Source organism: Acinetobacter sp. 25-47-130 (genome assembly GCF_056779705.1).
In genome coordinates this window covers 619,326-641,990 of the sequence record NZ_JBWYII010000001.1, presented here as the reverse complement: position 1 = coordinate 641,990, position 22,665 = coordinate 619,326, and the positions used below count along the sequence as shown (strand labels likewise).

34 protein-coding genes are annotated in these 22,665 nt (G+C 37.4%); 14 read left to right on the top strand and 20 right to left on the bottom strand.

The genetic code is table 11. The features are described 5' to 3' along the window. Nucleotides 1-6: 6 nt before the first annotated feature. From terL to AC1M83_RS03110, 15 genes are all read right to left on the bottom strand, one after another. Nucleotides 7-1,533, bottom strand: a complete 1,527-nt coding sequence (gene terL / locus AC1M83_RS03180; protein WP_481589987.1) for a phage terminase large subunit — start codon at nucleotides 1,531-1,533, stop codon at nucleotides 7-9. Continuing rightward, nucleotides 1,511-1,993, bottom strand: coding sequence for a DUF2280 domain-containing protein (locus AC1M83_RS03175; protein WP_168396906.1), 483 nt, complete (start codon nucleotides 1,991-1,993; stop codon nucleotides 1,511-1,513). Before AC1M83_RS03175 ends, terL begins: the two co-directional genes overlap by 23 nt. Before the next feature lie 46 nt (nucleotides 1,994-2,039). Continuing rightward, nucleotides 2,040-2,687 carry a putative metallopeptidase gene (locus AC1M83_RS03170; RefSeq protein ID WP_481589986.1) on the bottom strand — a complete coding sequence of 216 codons (648 nt, stop codon included), beginning with the start codon at nucleotides 2,685-2,687 and terminating at the stop codon, nucleotides 2,040-2,042. Further along, nucleotides 2,684-2,854, bottom strand: coding sequence for a hypothetical protein (locus tag AC1M83_RS03165; RefSeq protein ID WP_171319224.1), 171 nt, complete (start codon nucleotides 2,852-2,854; stop codon nucleotides 2,684-2,686). The genes AC1M83_RS03170 and AC1M83_RS03165 overlap by 4 nt, the downstream gene beginning before the upstream one ends. Before the next feature lie 506 nt (nucleotides 2,855-3,360). After that, complete coding sequence (locus AC1M83_RS03160; protein WP_179998039.1) at nucleotides 3,361-3,591, bottom strand: hypothetical protein; 231 nt, start codon at nucleotides 3,589-3,591, stop codon at nucleotides 3,361-3,363. A gap of 197 nt (nucleotides 3,592-3,788) precedes the next feature. Then, nucleotides 3,789-4,025, bottom strand: coding sequence for a hypothetical protein (locus AC1M83_RS03155; RefSeq protein ID WP_004646432.1), 237 nt, complete (start codon nucleotides 4,023-4,025; stop codon nucleotides 3,789-3,791). 197 nt (nucleotides 4,026-4,222) lie between these two features. Further along, nucleotides 4,223-4,777, bottom strand: a complete 555-nt coding sequence (locus AC1M83_RS03150) for a hypothetical protein (protein WP_481589985.1) — start codon at nucleotides 4,775-4,777, stop codon at nucleotides 4,223-4,225. Continuing rightward, nucleotides 4,774-5,181, bottom strand: coding sequence for a DUF559 domain-containing protein (locus AC1M83_RS03145; protein WP_481589984.1), 408 nt, complete (start codon nucleotides 5,179-5,181; stop codon nucleotides 4,774-4,776). The genes AC1M83_RS03150 and AC1M83_RS03145 overlap by 4 nt, the downstream gene beginning before the upstream one ends. After that, nucleotides 5,178-5,438 (bottom strand): hypothetical protein, encoded by a 261-nt coding sequence (locus AC1M83_RS03140; protein WP_481589983.1) that lies wholly within the window; start codon nucleotides 5,436-5,438, stop codon nucleotides 5,178-5,180. The genes AC1M83_RS03145 and AC1M83_RS03140 overlap by 4 nt, the downstream gene beginning before the upstream one ends. Further along, on the bottom strand, nucleotides 5,435-6,391 hold the full coding sequence (locus AC1M83_RS03135; RefSeq protein WP_481589982.1) for a helix-turn-helix domain-containing protein: 957 nt from the start codon (nucleotides 6,389-6,391) through the stop codon (nucleotides 5,435-5,437). Before AC1M83_RS03135 ends, AC1M83_RS03140 begins: the two co-directional genes overlap by 4 nt. Continuing rightward, a complete protein-coding gene (locus AC1M83_RS03130; protein ID WP_179998047.1) occupies nucleotides 6,388-6,726 on the bottom strand; it encodes a hypothetical protein in 339 nt (112 codons plus the stop codon). The genes AC1M83_RS03135 and AC1M83_RS03130 overlap by 4 nt, the downstream gene beginning before the upstream one ends. Next, entirely contained in the window at nucleotides 6,723-7,019 is a 297-nt protein-coding gene (locus AC1M83_RS03125; protein ID WP_179998048.1) for a hypothetical protein, read from the bottom strand. Before AC1M83_RS03125 ends, AC1M83_RS03130 begins: the two co-directional genes overlap by 4 nt. Beyond that, nucleotides 7,016-7,273, bottom strand: a complete 258-nt coding sequence (locus AC1M83_RS03120) for a hypothetical protein (RefSeq protein ID WP_481589981.1) — start codon at nucleotides 7,271-7,273, stop codon at nucleotides 7,016-7,018. Before AC1M83_RS03120 ends, AC1M83_RS03125 begins: the two co-directional genes overlap by 4 nt. 47 nt (nucleotides 7,274-7,320) lie before the next feature. Continuing rightward, on the bottom strand, nucleotides 7,321-7,773 hold the full coding sequence (locus AC1M83_RS03115) for a phage regulatory CII family protein (RefSeq protein ID WP_481587469.1): 453 nt from the start codon (nucleotides 7,771-7,773) through the stop codon (nucleotides 7,321-7,323). A 21-nt stretch (nucleotides 7,774-7,794) separates the two neighbouring features. Beyond that, nucleotides 7,795-8,043 (bottom strand): transcriptional regulator, encoded by a 249-nt coding sequence (locus tag AC1M83_RS03110; RefSeq protein WP_427938633.1) that lies wholly within the window; start codon nucleotides 8,041-8,043, stop codon nucleotides 7,795-7,797. Nucleotide 8,044: 1 nt separating this feature from the next. Between AC1M83_RS03110 and AC1M83_RS03105 the strand changes: the two genes are divergently transcribed. The 9 genes from AC1M83_RS03105 (at nucleotide 8,045) to AC1M83_RS03065 (ending at nucleotide 14,229) form a co-directional block, all read left to right on the top strand. Continuing rightward, complete coding sequence (locus tag AC1M83_RS03105; protein WP_481589980.1) at nucleotides 8,045-8,824, top strand: LexA family protein; 780 nt, start codon at nucleotides 8,045-8,047, stop codon at nucleotides 8,822-8,824. Between the two features lie 18 nt (nucleotides 8,825-8,842). After that, entirely contained in the window at nucleotides 8,843-9,796 is a 954-nt protein-coding gene (locus AC1M83_RS03100; protein ID WP_481589979.1) for a PD-(D/E)XK nuclease domain-containing protein, read from the top strand. Continuing rightward, nucleotides 9,796-10,896 (top strand): hypothetical protein, encoded by a 1,101-nt coding sequence (locus tag AC1M83_RS03095; protein ID WP_481589978.1) that lies wholly within the window; start codon nucleotides 9,796-9,798, stop codon nucleotides 10,894-10,896. Before AC1M83_RS03100 ends, AC1M83_RS03095 begins: the two co-directional genes overlap by 1 nt. Beyond that, nucleotides 10,889-11,554, top strand: a complete 666-nt coding sequence (locus tag AC1M83_RS03090) for a hypothetical protein (protein ID WP_481589977.1) — start codon at nucleotides 10,889-10,891, stop codon at nucleotides 11,552-11,554. Before AC1M83_RS03095 ends, AC1M83_RS03090 begins: the two co-directional genes overlap by 8 nt. A gap of 112 nt (nucleotides 11,555-11,666) precedes the next feature. Next, complete coding sequence (locus AC1M83_RS03085; protein ID WP_481589976.1) at nucleotides 11,667-12,008, top strand: hypothetical protein; 342 nt, start codon at nucleotides 11,667-11,669, stop codon at nucleotides 12,006-12,008. Between the two features lie 200 nt (nucleotides 12,009-12,208). Beyond that, nucleotides 12,209-12,637 (top strand): hypothetical protein, encoded by a 429-nt coding sequence (locus AC1M83_RS03080; RefSeq protein ID WP_481589975.1) that lies wholly within the window; start codon nucleotides 12,209-12,211, stop codon nucleotides 12,635-12,637. Beyond that, nucleotides 12,637-13,758 (top strand): ATP-binding protein, encoded by a 1,122-nt coding sequence (locus AC1M83_RS03075; protein ID WP_481589974.1) that lies wholly within the window; start codon nucleotides 12,637-12,639, stop codon nucleotides 13,756-13,758. The genes AC1M83_RS03080 and AC1M83_RS03075 overlap by 1 nt, the downstream gene beginning before the upstream one ends. Then, nucleotides 13,755-13,898, top strand: coding sequence for a hypothetical protein (locus AC1M83_RS03070; protein ID WP_481588176.1), 144 nt, complete (start codon nucleotides 13,755-13,757; stop codon nucleotides 13,896-13,898). Before AC1M83_RS03075 ends, AC1M83_RS03070 begins: the two co-directional genes overlap by 4 nt. Nucleotides 13,899-13,962: 64 nt before the next feature. Further along, nucleotides 13,963-14,229, top strand: a complete 267-nt coding sequence (locus AC1M83_RS03065; protein WP_481589973.1) for a helix-turn-helix domain-containing protein — start codon at nucleotides 13,963-13,965, stop codon at nucleotides 14,227-14,229. Between the two features lie 14 nt (nucleotides 14,230-14,243). On the opposite strand, the gene AC1M83_RS03060 is transcribed toward AC1M83_RS03065, so the two are convergent. Then, nucleotides 14,244-15,506, bottom strand: a complete 1,263-nt coding sequence (locus AC1M83_RS03060) for a tyrosine-type recombinase/integrase (protein ID WP_481589972.1) — start codon at nucleotides 15,504-15,506, stop codon at nucleotides 14,244-14,246. A 310-nt stretch (nucleotides 15,507-15,816) separates the two neighbouring features. Next, entirely contained in the window at nucleotides 15,817-16,050 is a 234-nt protein-coding gene (locus AC1M83_RS03055) for a hypothetical protein (protein WP_035270711.1), read from the bottom strand. A 274-nt stretch (nucleotides 16,051-16,324) separates the two neighbouring features. Between AC1M83_RS03055 and AC1M83_RS03050 the strand changes: the two genes are divergently transcribed. Together AC1M83_RS03050 and AC1M83_RS03045 are read left to right on the top strand one after the other, a co-directional pair. After that, nucleotides 16,325-16,873: a hypothetical protein gene (locus tag AC1M83_RS03050; RefSeq protein WP_179998064.1), complete on the top strand. Its 549-nt coding sequence runs from the start codon at nucleotides 16,325-16,327 to the stop codon at nucleotides 16,871-16,873. A 148-nt stretch (nucleotides 16,874-17,021) separates the two neighbouring features. After that, complete coding sequence (locus AC1M83_RS03045) at nucleotides 17,022-17,498, top strand: hypothetical protein (protein ID WP_481589971.1); 477 nt, start codon at nucleotides 17,022-17,024, stop codon at nucleotides 17,496-17,498. A 44-nt stretch (nucleotides 17,499-17,542) separates the two neighbouring features. On the opposite strand, the gene AC1M83_RS03040 is transcribed toward AC1M83_RS03045, so the two are convergent. The 3 genes from AC1M83_RS03040 to prmB form a co-directional block, all read right to left on the bottom strand. Next, the gene (locus tag AC1M83_RS03040) at nucleotides 17,543-17,896 is read right to left on the bottom strand and encodes a hypothetical protein (protein ID WP_481589970.1); all 354 of its coding nucleotides are present in this window, start codon (nucleotides 17,894-17,896) and stop codon (nucleotides 17,543-17,545) included. A gap of 98 nt (nucleotides 17,897-17,994) precedes the next feature. Further along, nucleotides 17,995-19,080 carry a chorismate synthase gene (aroC, locus tag AC1M83_RS03035; RefSeq protein WP_481589969.1) on the bottom strand — a complete coding sequence of 362 codons (1,086 nt, stop codon included), beginning with the start codon at nucleotides 19,078-19,080 and terminating at the stop codon, nucleotides 17,995-17,997. A 14-nt stretch (nucleotides 19,081-19,094) separates the two neighbouring features. Beyond that, nucleotides 19,095-20,105, bottom strand: coding sequence for a 50S ribosomal protein L3 N(5)-glutamine methyltransferase (gene prmB, locus AC1M83_RS03030; RefSeq protein ID WP_092766327.1), 1,011 nt, complete (start codon nucleotides 20,103-20,105; stop codon nucleotides 19,095-19,097). Between the two features lie 371 nt (nucleotides 20,106-20,476). On the opposite strand from prmB, the gene AC1M83_RS03025 reads away from it, so the two are divergent. The 3 genes from AC1M83_RS03025 to AC1M83_RS03015 all read left to right on the top strand — a co-directional run bounded on the left by AC1M83_RS03025 (nucleotide 20,477) and on the right by AC1M83_RS03015 (nucleotide 22,633). Then, nucleotides 20,477-20,686 carry a cold-shock protein gene (locus tag AC1M83_RS03025; RefSeq protein WP_035263597.1) on the top strand — a complete coding sequence of 70 codons (210 nt, stop codon included), beginning with the start codon at nucleotides 20,477-20,479 and terminating at the stop codon, nucleotides 20,684-20,686. Nucleotides 20,687-20,810: 124 nt separating this feature from the next. Then, complete coding sequence (locus tag AC1M83_RS03020) at nucleotides 20,811-21,116, top strand: hypothetical protein (protein WP_481589968.1); 306 nt, start codon at nucleotides 20,811-20,813, stop codon at nucleotides 21,114-21,116. Nucleotides 21,117-21,259: 143 nt separating this feature from the next. Further along, the gene (locus tag AC1M83_RS03015; RefSeq protein ID WP_481589967.1) at nucleotides 21,260-22,633 is read left to right on the top strand and encodes an ABC1 kinase family protein; all 1,374 of its coding nucleotides are present in this window, start codon (nucleotides 21,260-21,262) and stop codon (nucleotides 22,631-22,633) included. The last annotated feature ends 32 nt before the right edge of the window (nucleotides 22,634-22,665 follow it).

The window sequence follows — 22,665 nt, the reverse complement described above, 5'->3', positions numbered from 1 at the left end:
ATACCTCTAATCAAATACAGTCGGCTTTTTCGCAAGTGAGTCATTAATTGCATCGATGGTCGGGTCCCACTGGTCATCGTGCTCATGTGTGAAGTCGGCTTTAAGACCCTCGATTTCTTCAACATAATTCAATAACCATGGTGCACTTACAGGTAAGACAACACGGCGATCTTCAACATAGAACACCACATCCATAGTACGAGTCAGCTTGTCTGTATCACGCTGAATCGCTTTGATCGGTAATGTGGTTTCACGCGAAATGTTTTGGATCAACATCGTTCCAGATGCTTTATCCTCGATGGCCATATATCGAAGCTTGCCGATCTTGGTATTGCTTTCCTTATGCTTATTGATGAAAGCCTTAGCTTCCTTAATCAGCTCAGGTGCTTCCCATTTTCCACGGCGCACATCGATGATGTATAGGCGATTGTCATAACCAAGCCCTGCACAGAAGAACACTGAATAGTCGTTATGCTCTTTGGTTTTTTGCGCCGTATCTGCCCATATCGCACGCCACTTGAGTACTGGTAACTCATGGTATCGATCGAACCATTCAGCCTTAACAAGGTCACCACCGAGCTTTTTAGGCTCTTGCTGGTACTGACTGCTGAACGTATAACGCGACACTGTAGCGCCGTCTTTATCCTGACCGCCTTTCTCTAACTGCAGCAATGACTGTAACGACTCTTTCAGTGGCCAATAACTCTGACGCCCTTTCTCGTCACGCTCCACATCACGTGGTACCTTACGGCGTATATGCTCAGGCAATGAGTTGATATAGTCATCATCAATCAGTGCTGGTATCGAGATCTGATGCCATTTCCCTGGCACGTTGCCAGTCATCACAAAGTTGGTCGGATCCTCAACGTGTAAACGCTGCATGATCAGAATAATTGGTGTGGATGATTTGGCTTTACGTGAGTTGACTGTGTTCAGAATCTTACGATTTGCCTTGTTACGTGCCGTCTTACTAAATGCGTCCTCAGGCTTGAGTGGATCGTCCAGAATAATCGCACCAGTAAATCCAGCATCTGCCAAAGTACCTGCACGGCGGCCCGTAACTTGACCACCCATCGAAGCTGAATAAACATGCCCTGCTTCATAGCCATCTACAGTGGTTTTCCAGCTTGCCTTAGCATCGGTACTGGTCGAGATCTTCACAGGCCATAAACCCTGAAAATCAGCCGATTTCACGATGTTTCGCGCCGTGGATGACACATCCTCTACAAGTGACTGCGAGAATGACAAATATAAGAATCGTGAACGCTGATTCCGTGCGATACCACGTGCAATCAGATTGGTCAGTAATTCAGTCTTGCCTGAACCTGGTGGAACGTTAATGACTAAATTTTCAATGTTTCCCGCAATGACTTCATCAATTGCCCATGCAATATATTCATGGTGCCAATTAACTGAGAACTTAAACCCCATACGAGGCATGAAAAAACGGCGTGTGAAAAACAAATGTTCACGTTCACATTTCTCACGTTCGATCTTTATCTCAAGCGGTCTAGTATTTACTTTCGAGTTCATCTAACACCTGCTTCACTAATTCAGGGCTAGCATCCACGTAGGTAACATTTTCGCTTTGTAATGGTCCACCACCTGCGCCAGTCAATTCTGTTTTATTGGTGTACTTGCCACCGACATCTTCAGCCACCTGTTTAAGAATGGTCAGCTGTAAAATCGGATTGCGTTTGTTCTGTGGGTTATTCAGCAAATTCTCATAATGACGTAAACGCACGGCGAGATTCGCCAGGGGCATTTCATCTGTGTTTTTACGGAACTGCTCCCGGGTTTTATAAAACTCGTCAGCGAGTGCCTTACTGAGGTTTTGTCCTGTCCGTTTGGTCGGATCGTATGCCTCACACTGCTGACGTGAAATAGTGATGCCAAACTCTTGTTGGACAAGCTCAACGGTTTCAGTAGGTGTATTCCACTGCGCTAAGCTACGCACGATAAAGAGTTTGTGCTTTTGATTTAGCGTTGCCATTGCTCTTTATCCGTCCAACTTCGTCCAACTTAATGGACAAAAAAATTTAAACGACCTTCAGGAAGCAAGTACCACACGCATGGTAAATATCGGCTCTTGAAATTTCAGGTCGCTGTTTCGCTGCATCAATCATGATTTGAACTTCTTCGCTTGCACCATAACGGCGTACCACACCAGTGAATTCCTCCACGTCATGCCCTTTGATCTCAAGCTTTGGTAAACCTGTTTCACGGTTAAATTGTGGAATACCCCATTCATCACGCTTATGTGCAATGTGGTAAAGCTCATGCTCAACCAGTGCACAAAAGGCAATGTCATTCGCCACTTGGGCAAATTTGGCATCAACCGTAATGAGATATTCAGGAACTTGACCAAACCATTGTTCAAATTGTTCCTCTTGGCGTGCTTTCTTCCATCCACCCACATTGATCATGACTTTCTCAGCTTGACCAACGACAAAGCGCCCCTGTTTGATAAATCCGCCATTTGCCCACATCACGGCGATCTGTGGCCAGTAAAATGAGTCCAGATGAATATGATCAGGGTTAAATACTTCAGAATGTTCATTTAGGAATACAGCTTTAATCCATGCCCATAGTTCTGGTGCCGGCATAAAGTTAGGCGTATCTAAATCGAATATTTCTTTTGGTGGGTATGGTCGAACTGGTATGGCTTGTCCGACTTCATTGCTCATTGCAGTACGTTCCGTAAGTTTCGGATGCGCTCCTTAAGCTCAATCATGATTTCATCAATCGCAATCATTTGATGACGCTTAAGACCTGAACGGCTGAGGTTTTGATATTTCGCCAGCTCCGCACAACAGAACTGTAAATCTTGTTTAGCTTGCACACGATCTGTCATATAAGTCCCTACCGCGTTAATACAATATTTCAAACAAAAGAAACCCCACTAACAATTACGTTAGTGAGGTTTAGTGCCGTAATAAGTTCGGCAAGTACTTCAAAAAGGGCTTGCTCTTACCTGCGAGCCCTTTAGGTTGGCATGGTGCAAATACATGCATGCGTTAGAAATTCAAGTTAGATGTTAAACATCCAGGTTTATTGAAAGGAAAACGCAATTCCGTATTTCAACTTGAACACTTCCGTATTGCTTACGGTTACAACCCAAGATCACATTAACACCCCTTTAAACTTGAAAAATAAAGTTAATGTAAGGGAATTTATTTATCGCTTTAACTTGCTAATTCAATGAACGATTAATTATGTTAATAATTTAAATGGCAAAAAAATACCTCCTAGGTGAGGAGGTAAAATTGAAGAACAGGTTAGGTCCTGTGCATAAATAATATTCGGTTTCTAAAAGCGTAGCATTAGCAATAAGTTACAATATTATATTAGAAGAATTCATTAACCTGAAGATTTTAATTCAAGCTGTCTATCATCTTGAGTAACCTTAATTTTAATATTTTGATAAGTACGCTTACTAGGATTCATAGCGGATCCCACTACCTCTTCAAAAAACCTTCTATCTTTCATTAACTCTGCATATAGCTTGTAGCCTATCAATATTCTTTCAGGTTTTTTATTATTCGCTAATGTTTCTTTAAAAATATTGTTTAACTGGTTTACATCTACCATAAATAAAAATTAGCTCTAAATTTAAGAAGCCCATTATGCCTTATTTAAAAGTACAAACAATGACAACTGCCTGTTATTAAAGCTTTCAGAACAAACAAACGGTTAAAACACTATACTTCGTAACTTTATCACCAAAAAAAAGAAATATTGATAACTAAAAAGCCCACCATTTGGCGAGCTTTCCTTGATGCTTAAACCTATTTTTGACATTTCACGTTAAACTGGTATTCGTCTTGAGTAACCTTAATTTTAATATTTTTATATTTTCGTTTGTTTGGATCCATTGCCGAGCCAGCCACTTCCTCAAAAAAGCTACGATCATTCATTAGCTCGCCATACGCTTTATAGCCTAATAAAATCTTTTCAGGCTTTTCGCCTTCAGCCACTAATTTACCGAGAGTATCTTCTAGTTTTTTAACAGTTAAAATCGCCATTTCAATTAGAGCTCAAAAACAAAAAGGCATTATCGCTTATTTTCATGAACAAACAATGTCAAAAAAAGCCCACCTTTCGATGAGCCTTTACTAGTAGCCATTAGCCATCTTTTGACCTAACCATACTTGGTCTCGGTTGAACCGTAATACGACCAGTATAGTGAAACTATACCTTGGTTTTCAGAATAATGAAATCCCTATGCCTCAAATTCTTTATAAGTATTTTTCTTATACGTTTTGATAGCCTTGGATGCCTCATCAATTGCCGATTCAATTGCCAAGGTCATAAGGTTTTCATATTGCTTCCATGTCATTCGGTAGCAATCTAGGCTCATCTCAGACTCTCTGACGCCGGCTGCAAGGTGTAACCGCCCTTTGGCAGTGAAGTTATCTTCAAAGGTTGGCTCTAAGGCAAACTGAATCACCATAAAAGCTACACGTTTGGCTAAATCCTTAATCTTGATTCCCTCTGGCTCACGACGTTTATCCTGAACCGCATTTAAAATCATGATATTTGCCAAATGTTCCTGCACATGATCAAAGTCAGCTTTCGCTGCTGGGCCAAATACGATGACTGAGGCAATCGCCTTTGCCAGCTTGGTATCCATTGAAGCAATAGCACCCAACTTGTCCTGATACGTCAAAGGCTTTTCATTAGTTCCATGCACCACAGGTTCAAAGTTAGGTGACTTTGCTGTAGTACCCCGAATCAACCATTCAAACTGTTCAAATTTTTCAACTGCTGCATTCATCCTAAATCCCCTACCATCTTCTCAATTTGTTCAATCGCTGCACCTGATTTCACTTGTTCTGTACTAAACCGTAATACCTGGTAACCCATCATTGTTGCTGCGTTGTATTTTTCCATATCGTCGATATAACCTTTGCCTCTAGTGTGTCTACCTCCACTCCATATTCCACCTTCAACCTCAATCAATATTTTCTTGCCGATTAGGTGAAAATCAGCTTTCCATTTACGTTTGGGATGGAACCTAAATTCCTGCTCAAACTGAATTTTCACCGCACGTAATTGCATGGTCAGTTTGGATTCACCCACACTTTCACGTGCTGCTTTAACCGTGGGACGCTTACGCCCCTTTTTCGGTTTTTCGATTCCTAGCATCTTGTGGTATTCAGCCAATGAGTAACTGGTCATTCAGTTGATCCATTGGCCAACTCAGCAAATAACTGTTTGGCATGATCTGTGAGGCTAAAACCTTGTGGGGTCTCTCCGTCTTTAGCCACCAAACCCCACGATGCAAGACCGTTCAAATAGCGCTGTAAGCTTCGTATTGAGATTCCCATGTTTGGTTCTATCGCTTGATGAATCTGTTTCACAGATACTCTTCCAGGCGTTGATGCCAAGGTTTTAAATATCATTAGATTGGTATACGTCCGTTCAGCTTCGGTCATGCTGCAACCTCTGGGAGATGCCCATTGAATCCAACTTGCTTGAGATACGACTCCCATTTTTTTGCTTGTGCTGGATTCTCTAGCTTCACGGCGATACGTGCTGCTAATTTGTCGTATGATTCTCCTGGTTCACTGAACTTGCCAGCAAATTCAGGATGATGAGCAAGTTTTTGAGCGAAGGTTTGAATTTGTTTTTCGGTGAGTCCTATTGAATTGGTTTTCAGTGAACTCGAATTTCTAGAAGTGCCTGAACTTGGTTTTTCAGAGTATTTGGTTTTGTAGGCGTTGATCAGCCAATCAGCGAAGTGATAAATCATCAAATCATCGCTCATGGATTTTTCAGCGTTGAAAATTTCGAATGCTCGTTTTTCTCGTTCAGCCCATTTGGAATTCATGATGAATTCAAAATCGATTCCGTCATCTGCCAAGAAAATTTCTTCACGAAGTTTTTTAAAGCAAAACCAAGATTTTTTATTTTTAGATTCTATTGATAGATTCTTTGAAAGATTCCGTGTCCCAACGTTGGGACTCTTTAACGGAATTGTTGGGACTCTTTCATGGAATTGTTGGGACTGTTCCATTGTTGGAACAGTTCCACTGTTGGGACTCTTTAAATCATCATTTTCAGCATTAAAGGGTTCCGTTGTTGGTACTGTTTCGCGACCATTTACACCCACCAATTGATAGACTTTAACTTGTTTAGTTCTACCTTTGCGTTCACCGGTGTCAATAATCAATCCATCTTCGATTAGTTCATCGATGATTTTAAGTACAGTTTTACGGTCCATTTCCGTATCTTCTACCAATCTGCTCATGCTTGGATAAGCACAATGATCTTCACTGGCACGATCAGCCAGTGAGAGCAATACTAATTTTTTAAGGGGTTTTAAAGCTCCGCCTTTTTTGGTGGGCATTTCAACTTTCCATGCCCATACACTTGCATCCAAGCTCATGGCTTAACTCCCAATTTTACAAGGCCGCGCACTTCCAGCTGACGGACAATCCGAGGTTCTATAAAATCGTTGTTGATTTTGTAGCGAATTCTTGATTTTTCTTTGACTTGAATGAGTTGAGCGCCATTCTGCATTTGATGGCGTAGAGCTATGGCTTGCCCCCCCATTTTGGTTGTGTGCTCGAGGAGATAAAATTTCTCTTGTGCCTCAATTGCAGCATTCATTTTTGATAAAGGCATTGCTGCAAGCTCTAAAGCGGTATAGATCCGAACGGGATCTAGTAAATTAATAATTCTTTCTTGAGCGATAAAGGTGGTTTTAAGTTTCTTGCTCATTCATCACCATCCTTTGGCTTCACATAACTGCCAAATGCCATTACTTGATCTGCTTTAATTAAGCTTGAGATAACTTTATGTGCTAACCACATCGTTATACGAAATCGGTATGCCATCTTTTGAGCGAGTTCTTCTTTCGTCACTGCAGCATTGTTTTCGCTATAGCCACGTAGCTTGAGGTTCGTTTGTTTAACTAGATAAACTTCATTTAACAACTGCAGTGTCGGCTCATAGAATGACTGCACACCTTGTTGCTGTTTATAGTCAGGTTGCTTTTGAAATTGAGTATTCATGAAACCTCCGCTAATGCCATTTCAGCATCTGTTAAACGGCGTTTTAATTTGAGCTCTGATGGTGTTGCCAGTCGGATATCCGCGCGGTGTACAAGTTGGCCACCTTCTAACCAGTAATATTCTGCAGGTTGAAATGCCTCAACCACCATGAGGTCATCAGTTTTGATATGGTTCATGTACACCACGACATCACCAGTCAAGAAGTCTGTGTTTGGATTGTTTTGAATAAGGTCCTGTGATAGATTTGTTTTCATTCATGATTTCCTAAATTATTGAATGCCTAAAAGCCTGACCTCGACCGTCAGGCTTTTTCGTCTACGCATGCATGAATTTGCGAATCCAGCTTTGCTAAAAATAAATGCAGTTGATGTATGACTTTAGACATGTCCAAGGCTTCTCCTTGCGTAATTCGACCATCTGCCATCATTTCTCTAAAGACTTCACATACATCCCCACCGCCCTTACCAATGCTTAAAACTAGATCTGTTAGCGCCGTATCTCTACATTCAGGAATCTGAGGCAAATCTATCGAGACCTTTCCATGTTCGGCATTGAATGCTTGCAAAATTCTGCAATCCCCTGTGATCGCGATTAACTTTGAAGCTTCGACAAGCGTTAGATGATGTGTTTCCGTATTTGGATTGACTTTACTGTTCAACACAGCAGGACTTTTAATGCCAAGACGTGGCGCGAGTGCATTTGCTCCGCCTGGATAATCGTGAACTGTGTTGTAAGCAGCATCAGTTATGTTCATATCGGCGTCCTTTGAACGTGGTTATTGGAGGGCTGGGTTATTACTATTTTTAGTAGAACGAATGAAAGTCCAATTAATGTCTGGGCGCAATTGCTCAGCTTTAACTTTAGATTTAGTTAATTCTTCGATTGGCAAACAACGTTCTTCAGGAATTTTATTGAAATTCCATTTACTTAGAGCCCAAGGTGTTATGCCTAGTCCACGGGCTAATGCAGACTTATTGCCAGCAATTTTTATCGCTTTTTCTAAAGCATCTTTTGGAGTTGACATAATGCACTCATTAAAACTACTTAAAGTAGAAGATAATATACTACCTAAAATAGAATTGGTGCAACTAAAAATACGAGGTAAACTTCTACCATTGGTAGAAAATGGAAAGAAATCCAAAGTGCAGACAGCAAAATATCTTGAATTTGCATCAAGACTTAAAGGCCTTATGGATAAGGAAGGATCTCCCATTACAACTGTTAATCAGTTGAAAGATGCTATTGATGTAACGTATGAGATGGCTCGTAGGTATACGCTTGGTATTGCAAAGCCGCGTGAAGAAAAAATGCAAATTCTTGCTGATAAATTTAACGTTGATATTAGTTATCTAGATCATGGCACTGGTTTAGAACCAAATGTAAAGAATCCTTTTCCAGTTGCAGGTCGATTAGTACCAGTAATTTCATGGGTACAAGCTGGCTCATGGACAACTGTAGATTCTGTTCCCGCAGGTACACAGTTTGAAGAATGGTTACCACCGAATCCTAAATGTGGAAAGAATGGCTATGGTTTGGAAGTTGTTGGTGAGTCTATGCTCCCCGACTTTCGGCCTGGCGATAAGATTTATGTCAATCCTGACTTTCAAATAACAGATTTAAAAACAAGTGATTTAGTTATTGTTTCCTGCCAAGGCGATAGTGAAGCGACGTTTAAGAAACTTATTGTCGAGAGCGGAAATATGTATTTGCAACCTTTGAATCCTGACTGGCCAGAGAAAACCATTGCTTTAGAAGATGGCTGCAAGTTGGTTGGAAAAGTTGTTGGTTTGTATCGGGATGTTTGATTAATTTAGGTATAAAAAATGGCTGAAACTAGCAATATTGGTAAAATGGCTGCTCTAATTTCTGAAGAACTGTTTAATTATTTTGGGTGGGAAAAATGTACTTTTGAAGACCTTAATTGGAAATGTGAAAATGCTGAGCATGAGAAAAATACTCATCCAGCAGATGTCGTCTTTTATTATAATGATCCATACACAAACACGGTTACTTACATTCATACTGATCTCAAAAGTTTTTCTGAGAGCACTCTAAGCAGTTTAAATCTAAATGAAGTCTTGCAAAGTCTCTCAATGCAAGTGGAATGTTCTGAAATAAGCGAAGAATGGCAAACTTTGTATTTAGAAGGTGCTTCAGACTTTAAAGTGCATGGTATGTTGTTTATCTATAATCATGATAATAAATATATAAAACCACTAACTTCAAAATTTAATAAAGTTACAAATATTAGTATTAATACTCCCAAAAATAGCAGGCTGTATATATTAGATCCTAGTGATATTTATTGGTTAAATAATATTGCTCTACATCTTGGTCGACTACAACATAAGAACCAAATCTCAAGCGATTACACTTTTTTTTATCCTCAAAGAAAAGATCAGGCTACTATTGGCAATAGTAAAGCAGCCACTATTGAGCTTTTGAAATCACCTTTTATTATTATAGAAGACAAAGCCCTTAAAACTGTTATTATTTTCTATAGAGCTGAGGGTGAAGAGATTGATGAATTTGTTTATTTAATTGACTATTTACGACATCATCAACTACTTGATATTGAAAGTAAGATTACTATTTATCAACTTGAGCAATGCGCATTTGCCCCTGCAAATTTTAAAAATGCAATTAGAAAATGTGAAAGCTTATTAAACATTAAAGATCCTGATCTAAAAGATCTCTTAAATAAAATTGATATTCAAAAGATCAAGCACTTTACGACAGAGTTTAGCGAAATTGAAATTGGAATGGCATTAAGATAATGAAAAAATTTGGATTTGATAACCTGCTGGTTTCTGATAGAGAAATTTTTGATGCAATTTATAGTCAAAAACAAAAGTTACCAGATGATAAGCTATTAGAAATTTGTAGAAACTACGGAGTTTTTTTATCTAATAATGAAAATAGAGAATCAATTTGCCATTTTATTTCAACTCAAGTTTCTGATTGGAATAAATTAAAAGCTTTGCTTGATAGCATAAATCATGATGAAAAAAATGCAAAAACAACTACTATGCAGTTTTCTGGTGCGGAATTTAAATTTTTTAAAGAAGCAATACAAGAAATAGCGCCTCAATATGTTGATAATCAAATGAGTCATTCTGGAAAAGGTGTGAATAAATATGAAGTTAATCTTACAACTTCTTCAGTAGAGCTAAGTAATACACGTTTAATTCAAAAGCCATTAAAAGACCAGAAAATTACTGTTGAAAAGAACGGAAATGATGTCATCCTTAGATTTGATTCTGAGGAAGTATTAGAACCAATTATTAACAATATCATTCAGAAAGTTTCTGGGAAATCCAATGGGACTCTAAAGTCAAAAGAAGTAAGTTTAAAAGACGTTAAGATATCCGATTATAGAACTAATTTTTTTATTAATTTAATTATTTTAGATGATAATAGATATCAACTCCGCGATGTTAAAAAAATTAAATTACACCATAGTAAAAACAATAAAGCTGTGGAGTTGGTTAAAGAAGATCTGGAAAAAGAAGAAGGGTTTCTTAAATCAGCTCAATTATCTGGATCATCCTTACATACTAATGATTTGTATAAGGGCTTAAAAAAACTTGGACATTACATTACAGAAATTACTTGGCATGTAGAAGATACGAAAGACAAAAAACTACTAGAGATTAATGCAGGCTTTCTTAATGTAAAAGACTGTTCTAGATTCTTCTATGACCTAAAATGCTACTATAAACAAAATTCAAAAGGTGAGCGATATACTCTAGATCGTCACAAATTTAAAGACAGTGAAAAATCTATTTTTTTTAAATTTTTTGATGGATTTTTATACGAAAACTTTGATAGAACTATTGAAGAGTATAACAATAGTCTGGTTACTGACGATGAGTAAATTAAGCTTTTATACAGCATCATTCCCCTCTAATTTTAATCAATTGGCAGATTATTTTGAAAACAAATCTGTCAAGGTTAATGAGTTTATTTCCATTTCTAGAAAGCGACTACAATATATCGAGCTAAAGTATTCTCTCAATCAAGTTATTATTGAAGAGTATTATGACACCAATAATATAAAAAAATCTTTAGAGAGACTCTCAACAAAAGAGGTTACTTTTAGAATATATAACAGAAGCACTTTTAACTTTGTTATTATAAATCAACCTAGGAGCATCTTAAATTTAAGAAACTTTTTGTCAAAATTATTTCATTTTGACTTTTTCCTATCTAGGGAAGAATTAAATTTGCTTAATTTACTTGATTACTGGCGCGACCAGATTGATTACATCTCAAAAGCAGAGTTTAGAGATGGTTTATATCCTAACAATATATTTTCAAAAAATATTTTCTACACTCAAAATAAAGATATTAGTTCATTAGAAGCATATACATCACTATTAAAAACCAGTCATTACTCTATTTATAAAATTGACTTATATTTTAAGCAGTATTTAAATGTTAAATTTATCATTACAAAGGAATCTAATTTTTCATTTATTGGGCTAGATGAGGATGATGTAATAAATTTTATTTTTGATAATTTACCGATTTAATTAAAAAATTTGGAATAAATAAATATTTTCACCTACCTGCAAGTTTTTTTTATGGTTTTCTCGACCCTATTTTAGCCTATAATTCATCCACCAATAACAACAATACAAAAATATGAAAACTACAATTCTAAGCACCCTACTCATCACTTTGACACTCACCAGCTGCCAAAAGCAGAATAAGGAAGAAACAAAAGTGAATGAAGCTATCAAAGCACAGTTTGAGAAATCAGATGATCAACTTGGAAAATATCTGGCCAAGTTAGATGATCCTGAAATAGCACAAAGCGAAAAAATCCAAATTATTTGTAATGACTTTCCAGCTGAATATACCAACAACTATGTACCAAGCCTATTGAAGCTGCAGCCCAAAGACTACACCGAGCCAGGCCTTCTTCAAGATTTAAAGACTACCGAGGATTACTACATAAAAAAGCTAAAAATTAGTTGTAGTTAGGTTAATCCAATCGAAGAATCCAACCCACCTCGTGTGGGTTTTCTTTTGCTTAATATAAAGCAAAACTATTAAAAGTAGAAAATAATTCTACAAAGTATTGACATTATTTCTACTTAAAGTAGTATTTATTTCACCAGACAATAAAAAAGCACATCGACTCTCTTAACTTCCGATGTGCTTTGCAAACTGCGAGATCTATTATGAATCTAAATTTCACCCCTTTCAATACCATAGCTGTTAGTTTATTGGTTTCTAGTGTAACGATTGGTGCATTAGTCTTCACTAAACAACCTCAAGCGACAGATTTAAAGCTTAGCTATTCAAGCTATGTACCTAATCAAACATCTGTTGCAGCATTAAAACTGACCTCTGAAACGACTGGCTACGCTGTAATACGTTTTGATGAATACACACTCGATGTGTCATTTGACTATGAAAAATTCACGAATGATTACGGCGTTCCTGGTAGTGAATTTGATGATGCAATGATTACATCGCTGACGATCGACAAAATTCACGATGTCTTAGGTAACTCAGTATCAGATTTCACAGATCACAATGACCATTACAACATTAATCAAATGCTGATTACTCACATGCATAAGAATCGCATGTTAGGGGGTGTGTAATGGCCCTTCCTATCATTGAAGCGAACCAAACACTATTGGTTCAAGCCATCATTGTTTATCTATATGCGGATCCAGGACTTGGCAAAACTTCAATTGGCTTTACAGGTGATAAAGCCATTTCCTTTGACTTTGATAAAGGTGCACATCGTACTGGTGAGCTTCGTCGTGGTGCAGTAGTTCAAGTTCAACAATGGTCGGATGTAGCAAATCTCACACCTCAAGATTTAGCACCATATAACACAGTGGTTATTGATACTGTTGGCGCCATGCTTGAAAGCATCAAGACGCACTTGGCCTTAAACAATACCAACAAACAAAAAGATGGTTCACTGAAATTAAAAGCTCAAGGTTTAGCGAACAATATCTTCAAACAATATGTAAATACATTGATTGCATCAGGCAAGGACGTAGTTTTCATTGCACATGCTTCTGAAGATCAAAACGGCGATCAAATTGTATATCGTCCTGATTTAGGCGGTAAGAACCGTAACGAGCTTTACCGTATTGCAGACATTATGGGTTACCTGACTACCGTGACTACAGGTGAAGGTAAAAATGCTCGTGTCATTAGCTTTAAGCCTTGCCCTACTCATCATGCAAAAAATGCTGGTGGCTTAGGTGGTGAAACTGGTGAGGTGTGGGTACCTGACTTAAAACAGAATCCTACATTCTTGGCTGACATCATTAAACAAGCGAAAGACCATATCAACAGAATGACACCTGAACAGTTGGAAACCATCAAAGCGGATGAAGACTTTGAAAATTGGAAACAAAGTTGCACAGAAGCTCAACATGCCGGGGATTTAAACCAACTCACTGAATCATTACCTCAGGGCCATCGTTACGTAATGGATATGTGGTACGCAGTTCAGCGTCGGGCTAAAGAACTAGGCTGTCCATACAACAAAGATGAAAAGAAATGGCTCAATTCACCTGAATTCAATGGCATTTCAAATGAACAATTATCTCAACTTCAAGACTTTATTGCAGAACGTGGCTTAGACACGAAAACCGTTTGTGAATACCTAGGCTTAGATGCCTTGGCACAGATAGAGGTAAAGCAATTTGCAGCGGTTAAAGTCGATATAGATAACTATGCGAAAAGTATAGTGAAAACATGAAATTTAATTATTCCTCTATTACCCGAACACTGACAGTGTTCGGGACGCGAATGACCCATATTTTCGAAAATGTTGGTATTGGTGAAATTGATACGTTGGTCATCAATGCAAAGTTTAAAGAAGCAACATGGAGAAAGTAATGAAAAAAATTTATGTATCAGATTTTCAAAATGAAAAACAAATACAAACAACAGAGGTGTTTTCATGGCTTTGAAAAGTTTTAAGAATATCAACGAAGATGAACGATCTAAATTATTAAAACCATTTTTAGATGCACCTAATGATCAAAAGTTTGGACAAGATTTGGTAGCTCTATATTTAGATTGTTCCCCGTGGACTTTAGCAAGAATGCGTTGTGATGGGTCTGAACTTCCTTACACCAAAATAGGTCGTCGAGTTGCTTATAGAAAAGCTGATGTACTCGCTTTCGAAAAAAGAAGAACTGTCACCTGCACAGCACAATACGCATAATTAAAAAGGCAGGTTTATCCTGCCTTTAATTGTTTGAGTCTTTCATCCCAGACACTTTCGTAGTTAAAACAATCAATTTTTCCTTGGTATACAGCCTCAATCATATTCATGGAAGCTCTTAATTCCTCCATCGGGATTTGTACATATCCACCTGTGACATCTAAACGCGGTCTAGCAGTATGGTTTAGCAGTCGTTTAGTCACATAGATATTAAATCTTAGTAAATTACATATCGTCGCGAAGGTGCGTCTAAAATCATGCATCGATACATAAAAATTAACTTGGGTACCTATTTTTTTGAGTGCAGTATCTACTACAGTAGCGTGAATATTATGAGACGTTGGAAGTTTAGTCGCCGGGAATACCCAATCATTTTCTTTAAGTAAGTATCTTTCTTTTAGTACGGATAGTAAGTGGTCCCCTACTGGAAACTCATGATTTGAACCATTTTTCGTGTCTCTAAAAATAACTATACCATCTTTAAAATTCACATCTTCCCATTTAAGACCACAGACTTCTTGGCGACGGCAACCGGTATACATGGTAAAAAGGATGATATCTCGATGCGTGTTGGATCGTGCAGTATTTTCTAGATTAAGCTCATCCTCATAATTTAGAACGGCGTTGTAGTATTTATGAATGATACTTTTATCTAAATGTCTATTACGACTTTCAATCTTATTCCAGCCTTTAGTTACGGCAATAATATCTACCGGATTGCTTTTTAAAATTGGGTTTTCATCGGTCGAATACAACACATGAATATATTTCCAGACTGTGCCTAGCAATGAAATTGCACCATTGGCTGATGACTTGCTGAGCTCAGATACTTCGATAAACTTATCCAGGACTTCTTTTTTTGTTATTTCAAAGAGCTTTCGATCTGACCACTTTAAGTATAAATCAAAGTATTTTTTATACTGTCTAATTGTTTTAGGTTTGAAATCATTTCTATCGATATAAATCTTTAAAGCTTCATCTACAGTGATATTTAAAAAATTATTTACGGAAACTTTTTCATTTGGACTAATGTATTCCCCATTGGAGATTTGAGCCAAAATCATTTGAGCTTTTGCTCGAGCAGAATTTACGGATATTTCGTTCGCTTTCCCAATCACGACTCGATAAAGTTTCCCCTCGTGTCTTCGTTCTACAATATAGGATTTTGATTTTGTGGTGACTCGAATCGCAAAACCGATCAAATCTTTATCTCTGATAATTTTTTGACCAGAATCCGTCAATGGGATAGCATCAACATTAGACTTGTTGAGTTTCATGATTAATCCAATAAACCTTCAGTAAGTTTATTAAATCATGCTTCTCAACAGTCTACAAATAGTCTACACGTGATTTTTTAAGACTTTTATAGCATCGTTAAAATTAATATAAACCACTAATAAATATATAATTTTAAGTTAAGAATAATCCACAATGGTGTTATAGAAAAAGTAGAATCCACCTAACCTACTTTGGATTGGGAATGTTTGGTGCATATTGAACCGTGCTTAATTTCGAATAGAACTATATTATAAAATAGATAATGAATAGTGATGAGAATAAGAAAGGCAGCTCAAGGCTGCCTTTAAATTAATTCAGTGCGATGACTTTAACTAAGATTGTTTGTGATTCTTCAAAGTCATCAAATATTTGCTTTCGATTAAGTTCTTTTGACTTCACTTTAAACTCATGATTCTGGTACTGAATGACTGATGGAATTGAATCGAAATACGCATAGTCTGCCTCGATGGTTTCTTCAAACAATGGAGTGCCCAATTGATAGTCTTTGCTCTTCAGCACCACATATTTCACAGTCGTTTTCATTTCATACTCTTTTATTAACGCTTTATTTTTAGTTATATCACCTTTTGAAAAGTGTTCAATCAAAAATAGAAACGTTTGACCATAAAGGACTCAATCAATTATTTTTTACCACCTTTAAACTTAATTCAAGCAACCTGACAAGCATCACAAAAAAGAAAAATAGCAAAACACGACAATAAATATATATTTTTTTGATAACTGGTTAACATTTATATGGATTATATGCTAAATTTAGCATATACAAAAACAACATCTGTTTAACTGGTTGATAATAATGAAAGTTCAATTTATATCTATTCTTACTGCTCTTTCACTGAGTGGGTGTATCGTTGTATCCAATAAACCAAATGCAAGTTCTGCAAAAGCTTATGCATCTAATGTTATTGATTTTAAACCTTCAGAAAATGCCAAGCGAATTGAAACACGTGGTCAGGTGATTTGTGAACCGTCAAAACCATGTACTGAGTTAACATTTGATTGGAAACAGCAGAGCAATAACTTATTTAGAGTACATACCAATCTATTTGATCGAAAATCTTTTGATATCAAGCAAGTGATCTTCACGCTAGATGGTCAAACTTATCCTTATACAACTTTAACTCAAACCAATACACGATCAGTCAACAATTCAGATCTCATTAACTCTACAAATTACATTGATGTACCAATGAATTTTGTCGTTATGTTTGATCAGTCTAAATCTATCGATATTGCTGTAGTGACAGATCAAGGTGCCATTACGCATAGCATTTTAAAAGATGGGCATGCATCGTTTGCCTATCAAACATTTAAAAGTGGCTACCAACAATTTAAGCAAAAGTAAAAAAAGACCCACTATGGGTCTTTTTTTAATCATCGATACAAAACTGCAACGTGTTATTAGACTGCTAGGCATTTCATTTTTTAGAATTTTTCGTTAGATTTAACAAATTGTGTACACAGTTATAATAAACAAGACAATAGGTAAAATCATGAAAATCAAACTAGCGCTTATTTCAGCATTGGTTGTATTAACAGGTTGTGCAGGAAGTTATCCAGAACGTGTTGTAACCAAAGGACCTCTCATCTGTGCTACTGATGAAATTTGCCCTGAGCTTGCACTCCGTTGGAATGATGAAAAGCGTAATGGTTTTAAAATAACTGCAGATGTAAATGACACTGTACAGCACGATATAAAACAATTGAACTTTATTGTTGATGGTCAACCTTATGTCTATTCAACAATTCAACCAACCCAATATGCAACTGCAGCTGGTGTAACGAATTCATCTAATTTTATTGTCGTTCCTGTAAGTTTTTTAAACTCATTTAGAGACGCAAAACAAATTGATCTAAAAATCGTGACAGCTAACGGCGAAGTGACTCGTCCCATCCTGCAAGCTGACGGTCAGAAGTCTTCTGCTTACTTAACATTTATCAAAGGTTATACAGGTCAAACTATCGAATAAATGAATTATTCACTAAAAAGCCAGTTCGTTGAACTGGCTTTTTTTTAAGGCTTACAACTTTTTTGATAACTTGTTCCTAAATCTTGGAATGATAACTCAAAAGAATTTCTCATTTTTTTTGCAAATAATGCTTCTTCTTTTGCTTTAGCCATATGAATATTCTTTTGTGCTAATCGTTCTAAAGCATTTAATGCATCTGCATATTCACAAGCTCTTTGAATGATCAACGAAATATTCTGCTTACTATCGACCGATTGATGTAATCGAATTTGACTCGCTTCAATTTCGTTATAAATTGACTTCACTTCAATATCAAACTGAGATTGTGTTAAGCCATTCGCATAACTATACGATAATCCGCATAAGACCATCGCCCCAACCAATATCCTTATTTTCAATTGAATTCCCCATAAAACTTTCAATTGCAATTTTAAAATTATATTAAAAAGCCAGATCAATTATCTGGCTTTTTACATCATACGCTTTTTTACTTTGGTTAAATTGGCTCAAATGGCGCAACAACGTCGGCATTTTGGGCACGATGACGCATAAAGTGATCCATTAACACGATTGCAAGCATCGCTTCAGCGATTGGTGTCGCACGAACACCCACACAAGGATCGTGACGACCTTTAGTAAGAACATCCGTATCTTCACGATTAATGGTAATCGTTTTGCCTGGTGTGGTAATAGAAGCAGTAGGTTTTAGTGCAATTGATACACGAATATCTTGACCACTTGAGATACCACCTAATATACCACCAGCGTGATTCGCTAAGAAGCCATCAGTTGTCAGTTCATCACGTGATTCATGACCAAATTGTTCAGCCACGCCAAAACCATCACCAATCTCTACACCTTTAACCGCATTAATTGACATCATCGCATGAGCGATATCAGCATCTAAACGGTCGAAAACAGGTTCTCCCCAGCCTACGGGTACTTTAGAAGCAATAATTTCAAGTCGTGCTCCACAGCTTGTTCCTTTTTCACGCAATGATGTCACAAGTGCTTCAAAGCGTGGTACGGCATCAACATCACCACAAAAGAATGGATTATTCGGCACTTCATTCCAATCTAATTTTGCTGTTTTTTCAGTTCCGATTTGAGTTACATGCCCACGGATTTCAATACCAAATTTTTCAAATAAGAATTTTTTAGCAATTGCACCCGCTGCAACACGCATCGCTGTTTCACGTGCGCTTGAGCGACCACCACCACGGTAATCACGGAAACCATACTTTTGTGTATAAGTATAGTCTGCATGACCTGGACGGAAAGTTTGTGCGATATTACCGTAATCTTTAGATTTTTGGTCTGTATTACGAATTAAAAGACCAATGGATGTCCCAGTGGTTTTACCTTCGAACACACCTGAAATAATTTCAACTTCATCTGGTTCTTTGCGTTGTGTTGCAAATTTAGAGGTACCTGGTTTACGACGATCTAAGTCTATTTGTAAGTCCTCAGCTGATAACTTCAGACCTGGTGGAACTCCATCTACAATCGCCATCAAACCAACACCGTGAGATTCACCACAAGTTGTTACACGGAACAATTGTCCAATACTATTGCCAGCCATGTTCAACAACTCCTTTAAACTTGAACAGATTGAATGAATAAATCACGATATTGACGGCATTGTGCTGCAGTCAGTGCAAAAATACCTGATCCACCACGTTGGAATTGCAACCAGTAGAAATCAACAGTATTAAAGTTTTGCTTCATCGCCCATTCTGAGTTGCCCACTTCAATGACGATTAAACCATCTTCAGTTAAATAGTCAGCGGCTTGAGCCAGCATTTTACGCACAAGATCCAAACCATCTTGACCCGCTGCCAATGCCAATTCTGGCTCGTGATGAAACTCATCTGGTAAATCTGCCATATCTTCAGCATCGACATACGGCGGATTAGAAATAATTAAATCGTATTGATTTTCAGCAGGTATTTTAGCGAAAAGATCAGATTCCAATAAAGCGACTTGATACTGTTTATTGTGATGCTCACAGTTGATTTGAGCAACCTCAAGGGCTTCTTTTGAAATATCAGTAGCATCGACTTCAGAATCAGGGAATGCATATGCCAAAGCAATTGCGATACAACCAGAGCCAGTACACATATCCAAAATACGCTGTGGAGTTTTAGGATTTGGATTCACTGGCAAATTATTGACCGCTTCACCCATTTCACCATTTTCAGTCAAACAATAAGGTGCAAAACGATTTTCAATTAGCTCAACGATTGGTGAGCGTGGAATCAGTACACGCTCATCTACATAAAATGGTTTACCAAAGAAATAAGCAAGATTTAATAAATATGAAGTAGGAACACGGTCATTGATACGACGTTCGAGTAAACTCAAGAATTCCGCAACTTCGCTTGGCAGCAATTTTGAGTCTAAAATCTCAGCATCGGCATTCCAGTCTAGTGATAAAGTTTGTAAAACTAAAGCAGAACTTTCAGCAAAATAATCTTCAGTACCTTGACCTAAGTGTGCATCGTATTGACGTAATGCTGTAACTCCAAAACGAATAAAATCTCGAATAGTTGTTAAGTTTTCAGCGGCTTCCTGTAGATGTTCAGGGCTAATAGTCGGTCGATCCACTTAAGGCGTCTCCAAGGTCAATTTTTTAAAAACGGTCTATGATACCTTGTTTTATCCTATTAATAAAAAGTTCTATCCGTGTTATTCGGCAAATTTGTATTGAAAATTTGAATAGTTAGAATTATCCATTGAATAAGGTCTACTCATTCAGGTTTTAAAATAGCGAGAAAGTTGATTAAAACTAACGATATTGAAAATAATCGTGTATACTCGAAGCCAACTAGAAAATTTATGTTGTTTCATTAAATCTTTTATTTCGCAGTGTTAGTCATAATCCTACGTTTGGTTTCAGATTTTAAGTTTCATTTTTTTTCAAAGTTACATCATTGAGTTCAAACTCATAACATTAAAGTTTTATTAGGATTCCTATTATGTCTAATACTGTTAAAGGTACAGTTAAATGGTTCAACGAAACTAAAGGTTTCGGTTTCATCCAACAAGAAAACGGTCCTGACGTTTTTGCTCACTTTAGCGAAATCAAGGGTTCAGGCTTTAAAACTTTGGCTGAAGGCCAACAAGTTGAATTCAGCGTAACTCAAGGTCCTAAAGGTCCTAACGCTGTTGACATCGTAGCAGTTTAATTAACTGTTGAAAAAAAGCGGGCTTTGCCCGCTTTTTTTTGTCTCTCGAAAAGCTCACCAGACTTGAAAAAGAAAATTTAGACTCAAACTAATAAAAGTTAAAGTGAATTTCAAAAGTTAAAGTATGAGTTATAAACACAATAATTTAATGGCAATGCGTCAAAATTACTGGGGTGATGATTCTTCCCCTCGTGTCACAACAGAAAAACAATTTCTTAAGCAATTTTTGATGGATCATCAAATTTTTGAAAATCCAAGTTTGGATGATGTTAAATATTTTTTCTTCAGCTTACCTAGCGTCATTATTATCAAAGCATATGCCCTTGGATTTATTCATGAAACTGTTGTCAACTTAATGAAGTTATTCATCTCTGAGTATCGCGTGTCTCTGTCTACTCGAGCTCAACTCCCAGTTAAATATCGACTTTAAAAAGCTTAGGCTATTTAAGTTTGAATAAATTGACCATTTATACACCTGATATTGAAATACTTGAACTATTTTAATACGTTCATAACATGTAATATTCAATACAATGATTTCTCTGCGCGATTCGCTTAAAGGACCTAAACTTCATGTCAGATCAGAATGAAAAGCTTAAACAATTAAAAACTTCTTCAATGGATCGCCGTCTTTCGATTGCGAAAGCTTCTCTACTGGCTGGCACACGCTGGGCTGCTTCAAGTGCGAGTTCTATTTTTTCAAGCGAAGAAGAAAAAGAAAAAAAACGTAAACAAGCGATGAAAGAACAAGCTGACTATCTTGTTGCTGAAATCGGTAAATTAAAAGGCTCTATCGTCAAAATTGGTCAAATGATGGCGTTATATGGTGAGCATTTTCTACCTGAAGAGATCACGCAAGCTTTAAACACTTTAAATAATCAGACCGTTGCCCTCGCGTGGCCTGCGATCCATGAGCAACTGCGCAACCAACTTGGCTCTAAACTCGATGATCTCACCATTGATCATGAGCCTTTAGGCACCGCATCATTAGCACAGGTTCACCGTGCAACACGTAAGTCTGATGGTCTTGAATTGGTGCTCAAAGTTCAATATCCAGGTGTAGCAAGGGCAATTGACTCAGATATGAGCTTGTTTAAGAACATGCTCAAACTTACACGCATGGTTCCTCAAACTCGTGAATTTGATCAATGGTTTGATGAGGTTCGCGAAATGATGCACCGTGAAGTAAATTACAAAATTGAAGCTGAAACAACACGTCGTTTTAGAGCGCGTTTAAAAGATGATCCGCGTTATGTTGTTCCACAAATTATTGATCAATATTGTACAGATCAAGTGCTTTGTATGACTTTTGAGCGTGGTGTTCCGATTAATAGCCCAGTCATGCTTTCACTCCCTCAGGAGCGTCGCAACAAATTAGGTGAAGCATCGCTTGAAATTGCCGTTCGTGAAGTGTTTGAATGGGGCGAGATGCAGACTGATCCTAACTTTGGTAACTACCTAGTACGCTTAGGTGACGGCGCGCAAATTGAAGATAAAATCATTCTTTTAGACTTCGGTGCGATCCGTCAATTTGATGATCAACTCCTCAAGGTAGCTCGTAATTTAATTACCGCGGGCTATCATCATGATGCTCAAGCCATGGTCAATGCTATGACAGGTTATGAGTTTTTCGATGCAATGCCATTAAGCATTAAACCTGACATGGCAAAAGTGTTCCTTCTAGCTACTGAAGCTTTTAGTACTTATAGCAATAATCCAGACCTACCAACAGGCATTATGGATGAACAGCAGCGCTATGATTGGAAACAAAGCCAACTGCATAGCCGTGTGATGCAACGAGCATCTAAGTCGATGGCATCGCGCTATTTTTCAGTTCCACCGAAAGAATTTATGTTCATCAGTCGTAAGTTCATAGGTGCATATACATTCATGACTGTGATCGAAGCAAAAACAAATGTGCGCAAAATGATCCAATCATATGTTTAAGGAACAAAGACCATAGTGATCTATCGTGTCAC

Excerpts from the sequence above, each read along its gene's own strand:
- terL (WP_481589987.1), bottom strand. The coding sequence starts at position 1,533 with ATGAACTCGAAAGTAAATACTAGACCGCTTGAGATAAAGATCGAACGT.
- AC1M83_RS03175 (WP_168396906.1), bottom strand. The coding sequence starts at position 1,993 with ATGGCAACGCTAAATCAAAAGCACAAACTCTTTATCGTGCGTAGCTTA.
- AC1M83_RS03170 (WP_481589986.1), bottom strand. The coding sequence starts at position 2,687 with ATGAGCAATGAAGTCGGACAAGCCATACCAGTTCGACCATACCCACCA.
- AC1M83_RS03165 (WP_171319224.1), bottom strand. The coding sequence starts at position 2,854 with ATGACAGATCGTGTGCAAGCTAAACAAGATTTACAGTTCTGTTGTGCG.
- AC1M83_RS03160 (WP_179998039.1), bottom strand. The coding sequence starts at position 3,591 with ATGGTAGATGTAAACCAGTTAAACAATATTTTTAAAGAAACATTAGCG.
- AC1M83_RS03155 (WP_004646432.1), bottom strand. The coding sequence starts at position 4,025 with ATGGCGATTTTAACTGTTAAAAAACTAGAAGATACTCTCGGTAAATTA.
- AC1M83_RS03150 (WP_481589985.1), bottom strand. The coding sequence starts at position 4,777 with ATGAATGCAGCAGTTGAAAAATTTGAACAGTTTGAATGGTTGATTCGG.
- AC1M83_RS03145 (WP_481589984.1), bottom strand. The coding sequence starts at position 5,181 with ATGACCAGTTACTCATTGGCTGAATACCACAAGATGCTAGGAATCGAA.
- AC1M83_RS03140 (WP_481589983.1), bottom strand. The coding sequence starts at position 5,438 with ATGACCGAAGCTGAACGGACGTATACCAATCTAATGATATTTAAAACC.
- AC1M83_RS03135 (WP_481589982.1), bottom strand. The coding sequence starts at position 6,391 with ATGAGCTTGGATGCAAGTGTATGGGCATGGAAAGTTGAAATGCCCACC.
- AC1M83_RS03130 (WP_179998047.1), bottom strand. The coding sequence starts at position 6,726 with ATGAGCAAGAAACTTAAAACCACCTTTATCGCTCAAGAAAGAATTATT.
- AC1M83_RS03125 (WP_179998048.1), bottom strand. The coding sequence starts at position 7,019 with ATGAATACTCAATTTCAAAAGCAACCTGACTATAAACAGCAACAAGGT.
- AC1M83_RS03120 (WP_481589981.1), bottom strand. The coding sequence starts at position 7,273 with ATGAAAACAAATCTATCACAGGACCTTATTCAAAACAATCCAAACACA.
- AC1M83_RS03115 (WP_481587469.1), bottom strand. The coding sequence starts at position 7,773 with ATGAACATAACTGATGCTGCTTACAACACAGTTCACGATTATCCAGGC.
- AC1M83_RS03110 (WP_427938633.1), bottom strand. The coding sequence starts at position 8,043 with ATGTCAACTCCAAAAGATGCTTTAGAAAAAGCGATAAAAATTGCTGGC.
- AC1M83_RS03105 (WP_481589980.1), top strand. The coding sequence starts at position 8,045 with ATGCACTCATTAAAACTACTTAAAGTAGAAGATAATATACTACCTAAA.
- AC1M83_RS03100 (WP_481589979.1), top strand. The coding sequence starts at position 8,843 with ATGGCTGAAACTAGCAATATTGGTAAAATGGCTGCTCTAATTTCTGAA.
- AC1M83_RS03095 (WP_481589978.1), top strand. The coding sequence starts at position 9,796 with ATGAAAAAATTTGGATTTGATAACCTGCTGGTTTCTGATAGAGAAATT.
- AC1M83_RS03090 (WP_481589977.1), top strand. The coding sequence starts at position 10,889 with ATGAGTAAATTAAGCTTTTATACAGCATCATTCCCCTCTAATTTTAAT.
- AC1M83_RS03085 (WP_481589976.1), top strand. The coding sequence starts at position 11,667 with ATGAAAACTACAATTCTAAGCACCCTACTCATCACTTTGACACTCACC.
- AC1M83_RS03080 (WP_481589975.1), top strand. The coding sequence starts at position 12,209 with ATGAATCTAAATTTCACCCCTTTCAATACCATAGCTGTTAGTTTATTG.
- AC1M83_RS03075 (WP_481589974.1), top strand. The coding sequence starts at position 12,637 with ATGGCCCTTCCTATCATTGAAGCGAACCAAACACTATTGGTTCAAGCC.
- AC1M83_RS03070 (WP_481588176.1), top strand. The coding sequence starts at position 13,755 with ATGAAATTTAATTATTCCTCTATTACCCGAACACTGACAGTGTTCGGG.
- AC1M83_RS03065 (WP_481589973.1), top strand. The coding sequence starts at position 13,963 with ATGGCTTTGAAAAGTTTTAAGAATATCAACGAAGATGAACGATCTAAA.
- AC1M83_RS03060 (WP_481589972.1), bottom strand. The coding sequence starts at position 15,506 with ATGAAACTCAACAAGTCTAATGTTGATGCTATCCCATTGACGGATTCT.
- AC1M83_RS03055 (WP_035270711.1), bottom strand. The coding sequence starts at position 16,050 with ATGAAAACGACTGTGAAATATGTGGTGCTGAAGAGCAAAGACTATCAA.
- AC1M83_RS03050 (WP_179998064.1), top strand. The coding sequence starts at position 16,325 with ATGAAAGTTCAATTTATATCTATTCTTACTGCTCTTTCACTGAGTGGG.
- AC1M83_RS03045 (WP_481589971.1), top strand. The coding sequence starts at position 17,022 with ATGAAAATCAAACTAGCGCTTATTTCAGCATTGGTTGTATTAACAGGT.
- aroC (WP_481589969.1), bottom strand. The coding sequence starts at position 19,080 with ATGGCTGGCAATAGTATTGGACAATTGTTCCGTGTAACAACTTGTGGT.
- AC1M83_RS03025 (WP_035263597.1), top strand. The coding sequence starts at position 20,477 with ATGTCTAATACTGTTAAAGGTACAGTTAAATGGTTCAACGAAACTAAA.
- AC1M83_RS03020 (WP_481589968.1), top strand. The coding sequence starts at position 20,811 with ATGAGTTATAAACACAATAATTTAATGGCAATGCGTCAAAATTACTGG.
- AC1M83_RS03015 (WP_481589967.1), top strand. The coding sequence starts at position 21,260 with ATGTCAGATCAGAATGAAAAGCTTAAACAATTAAAAACTTCTTCAATG.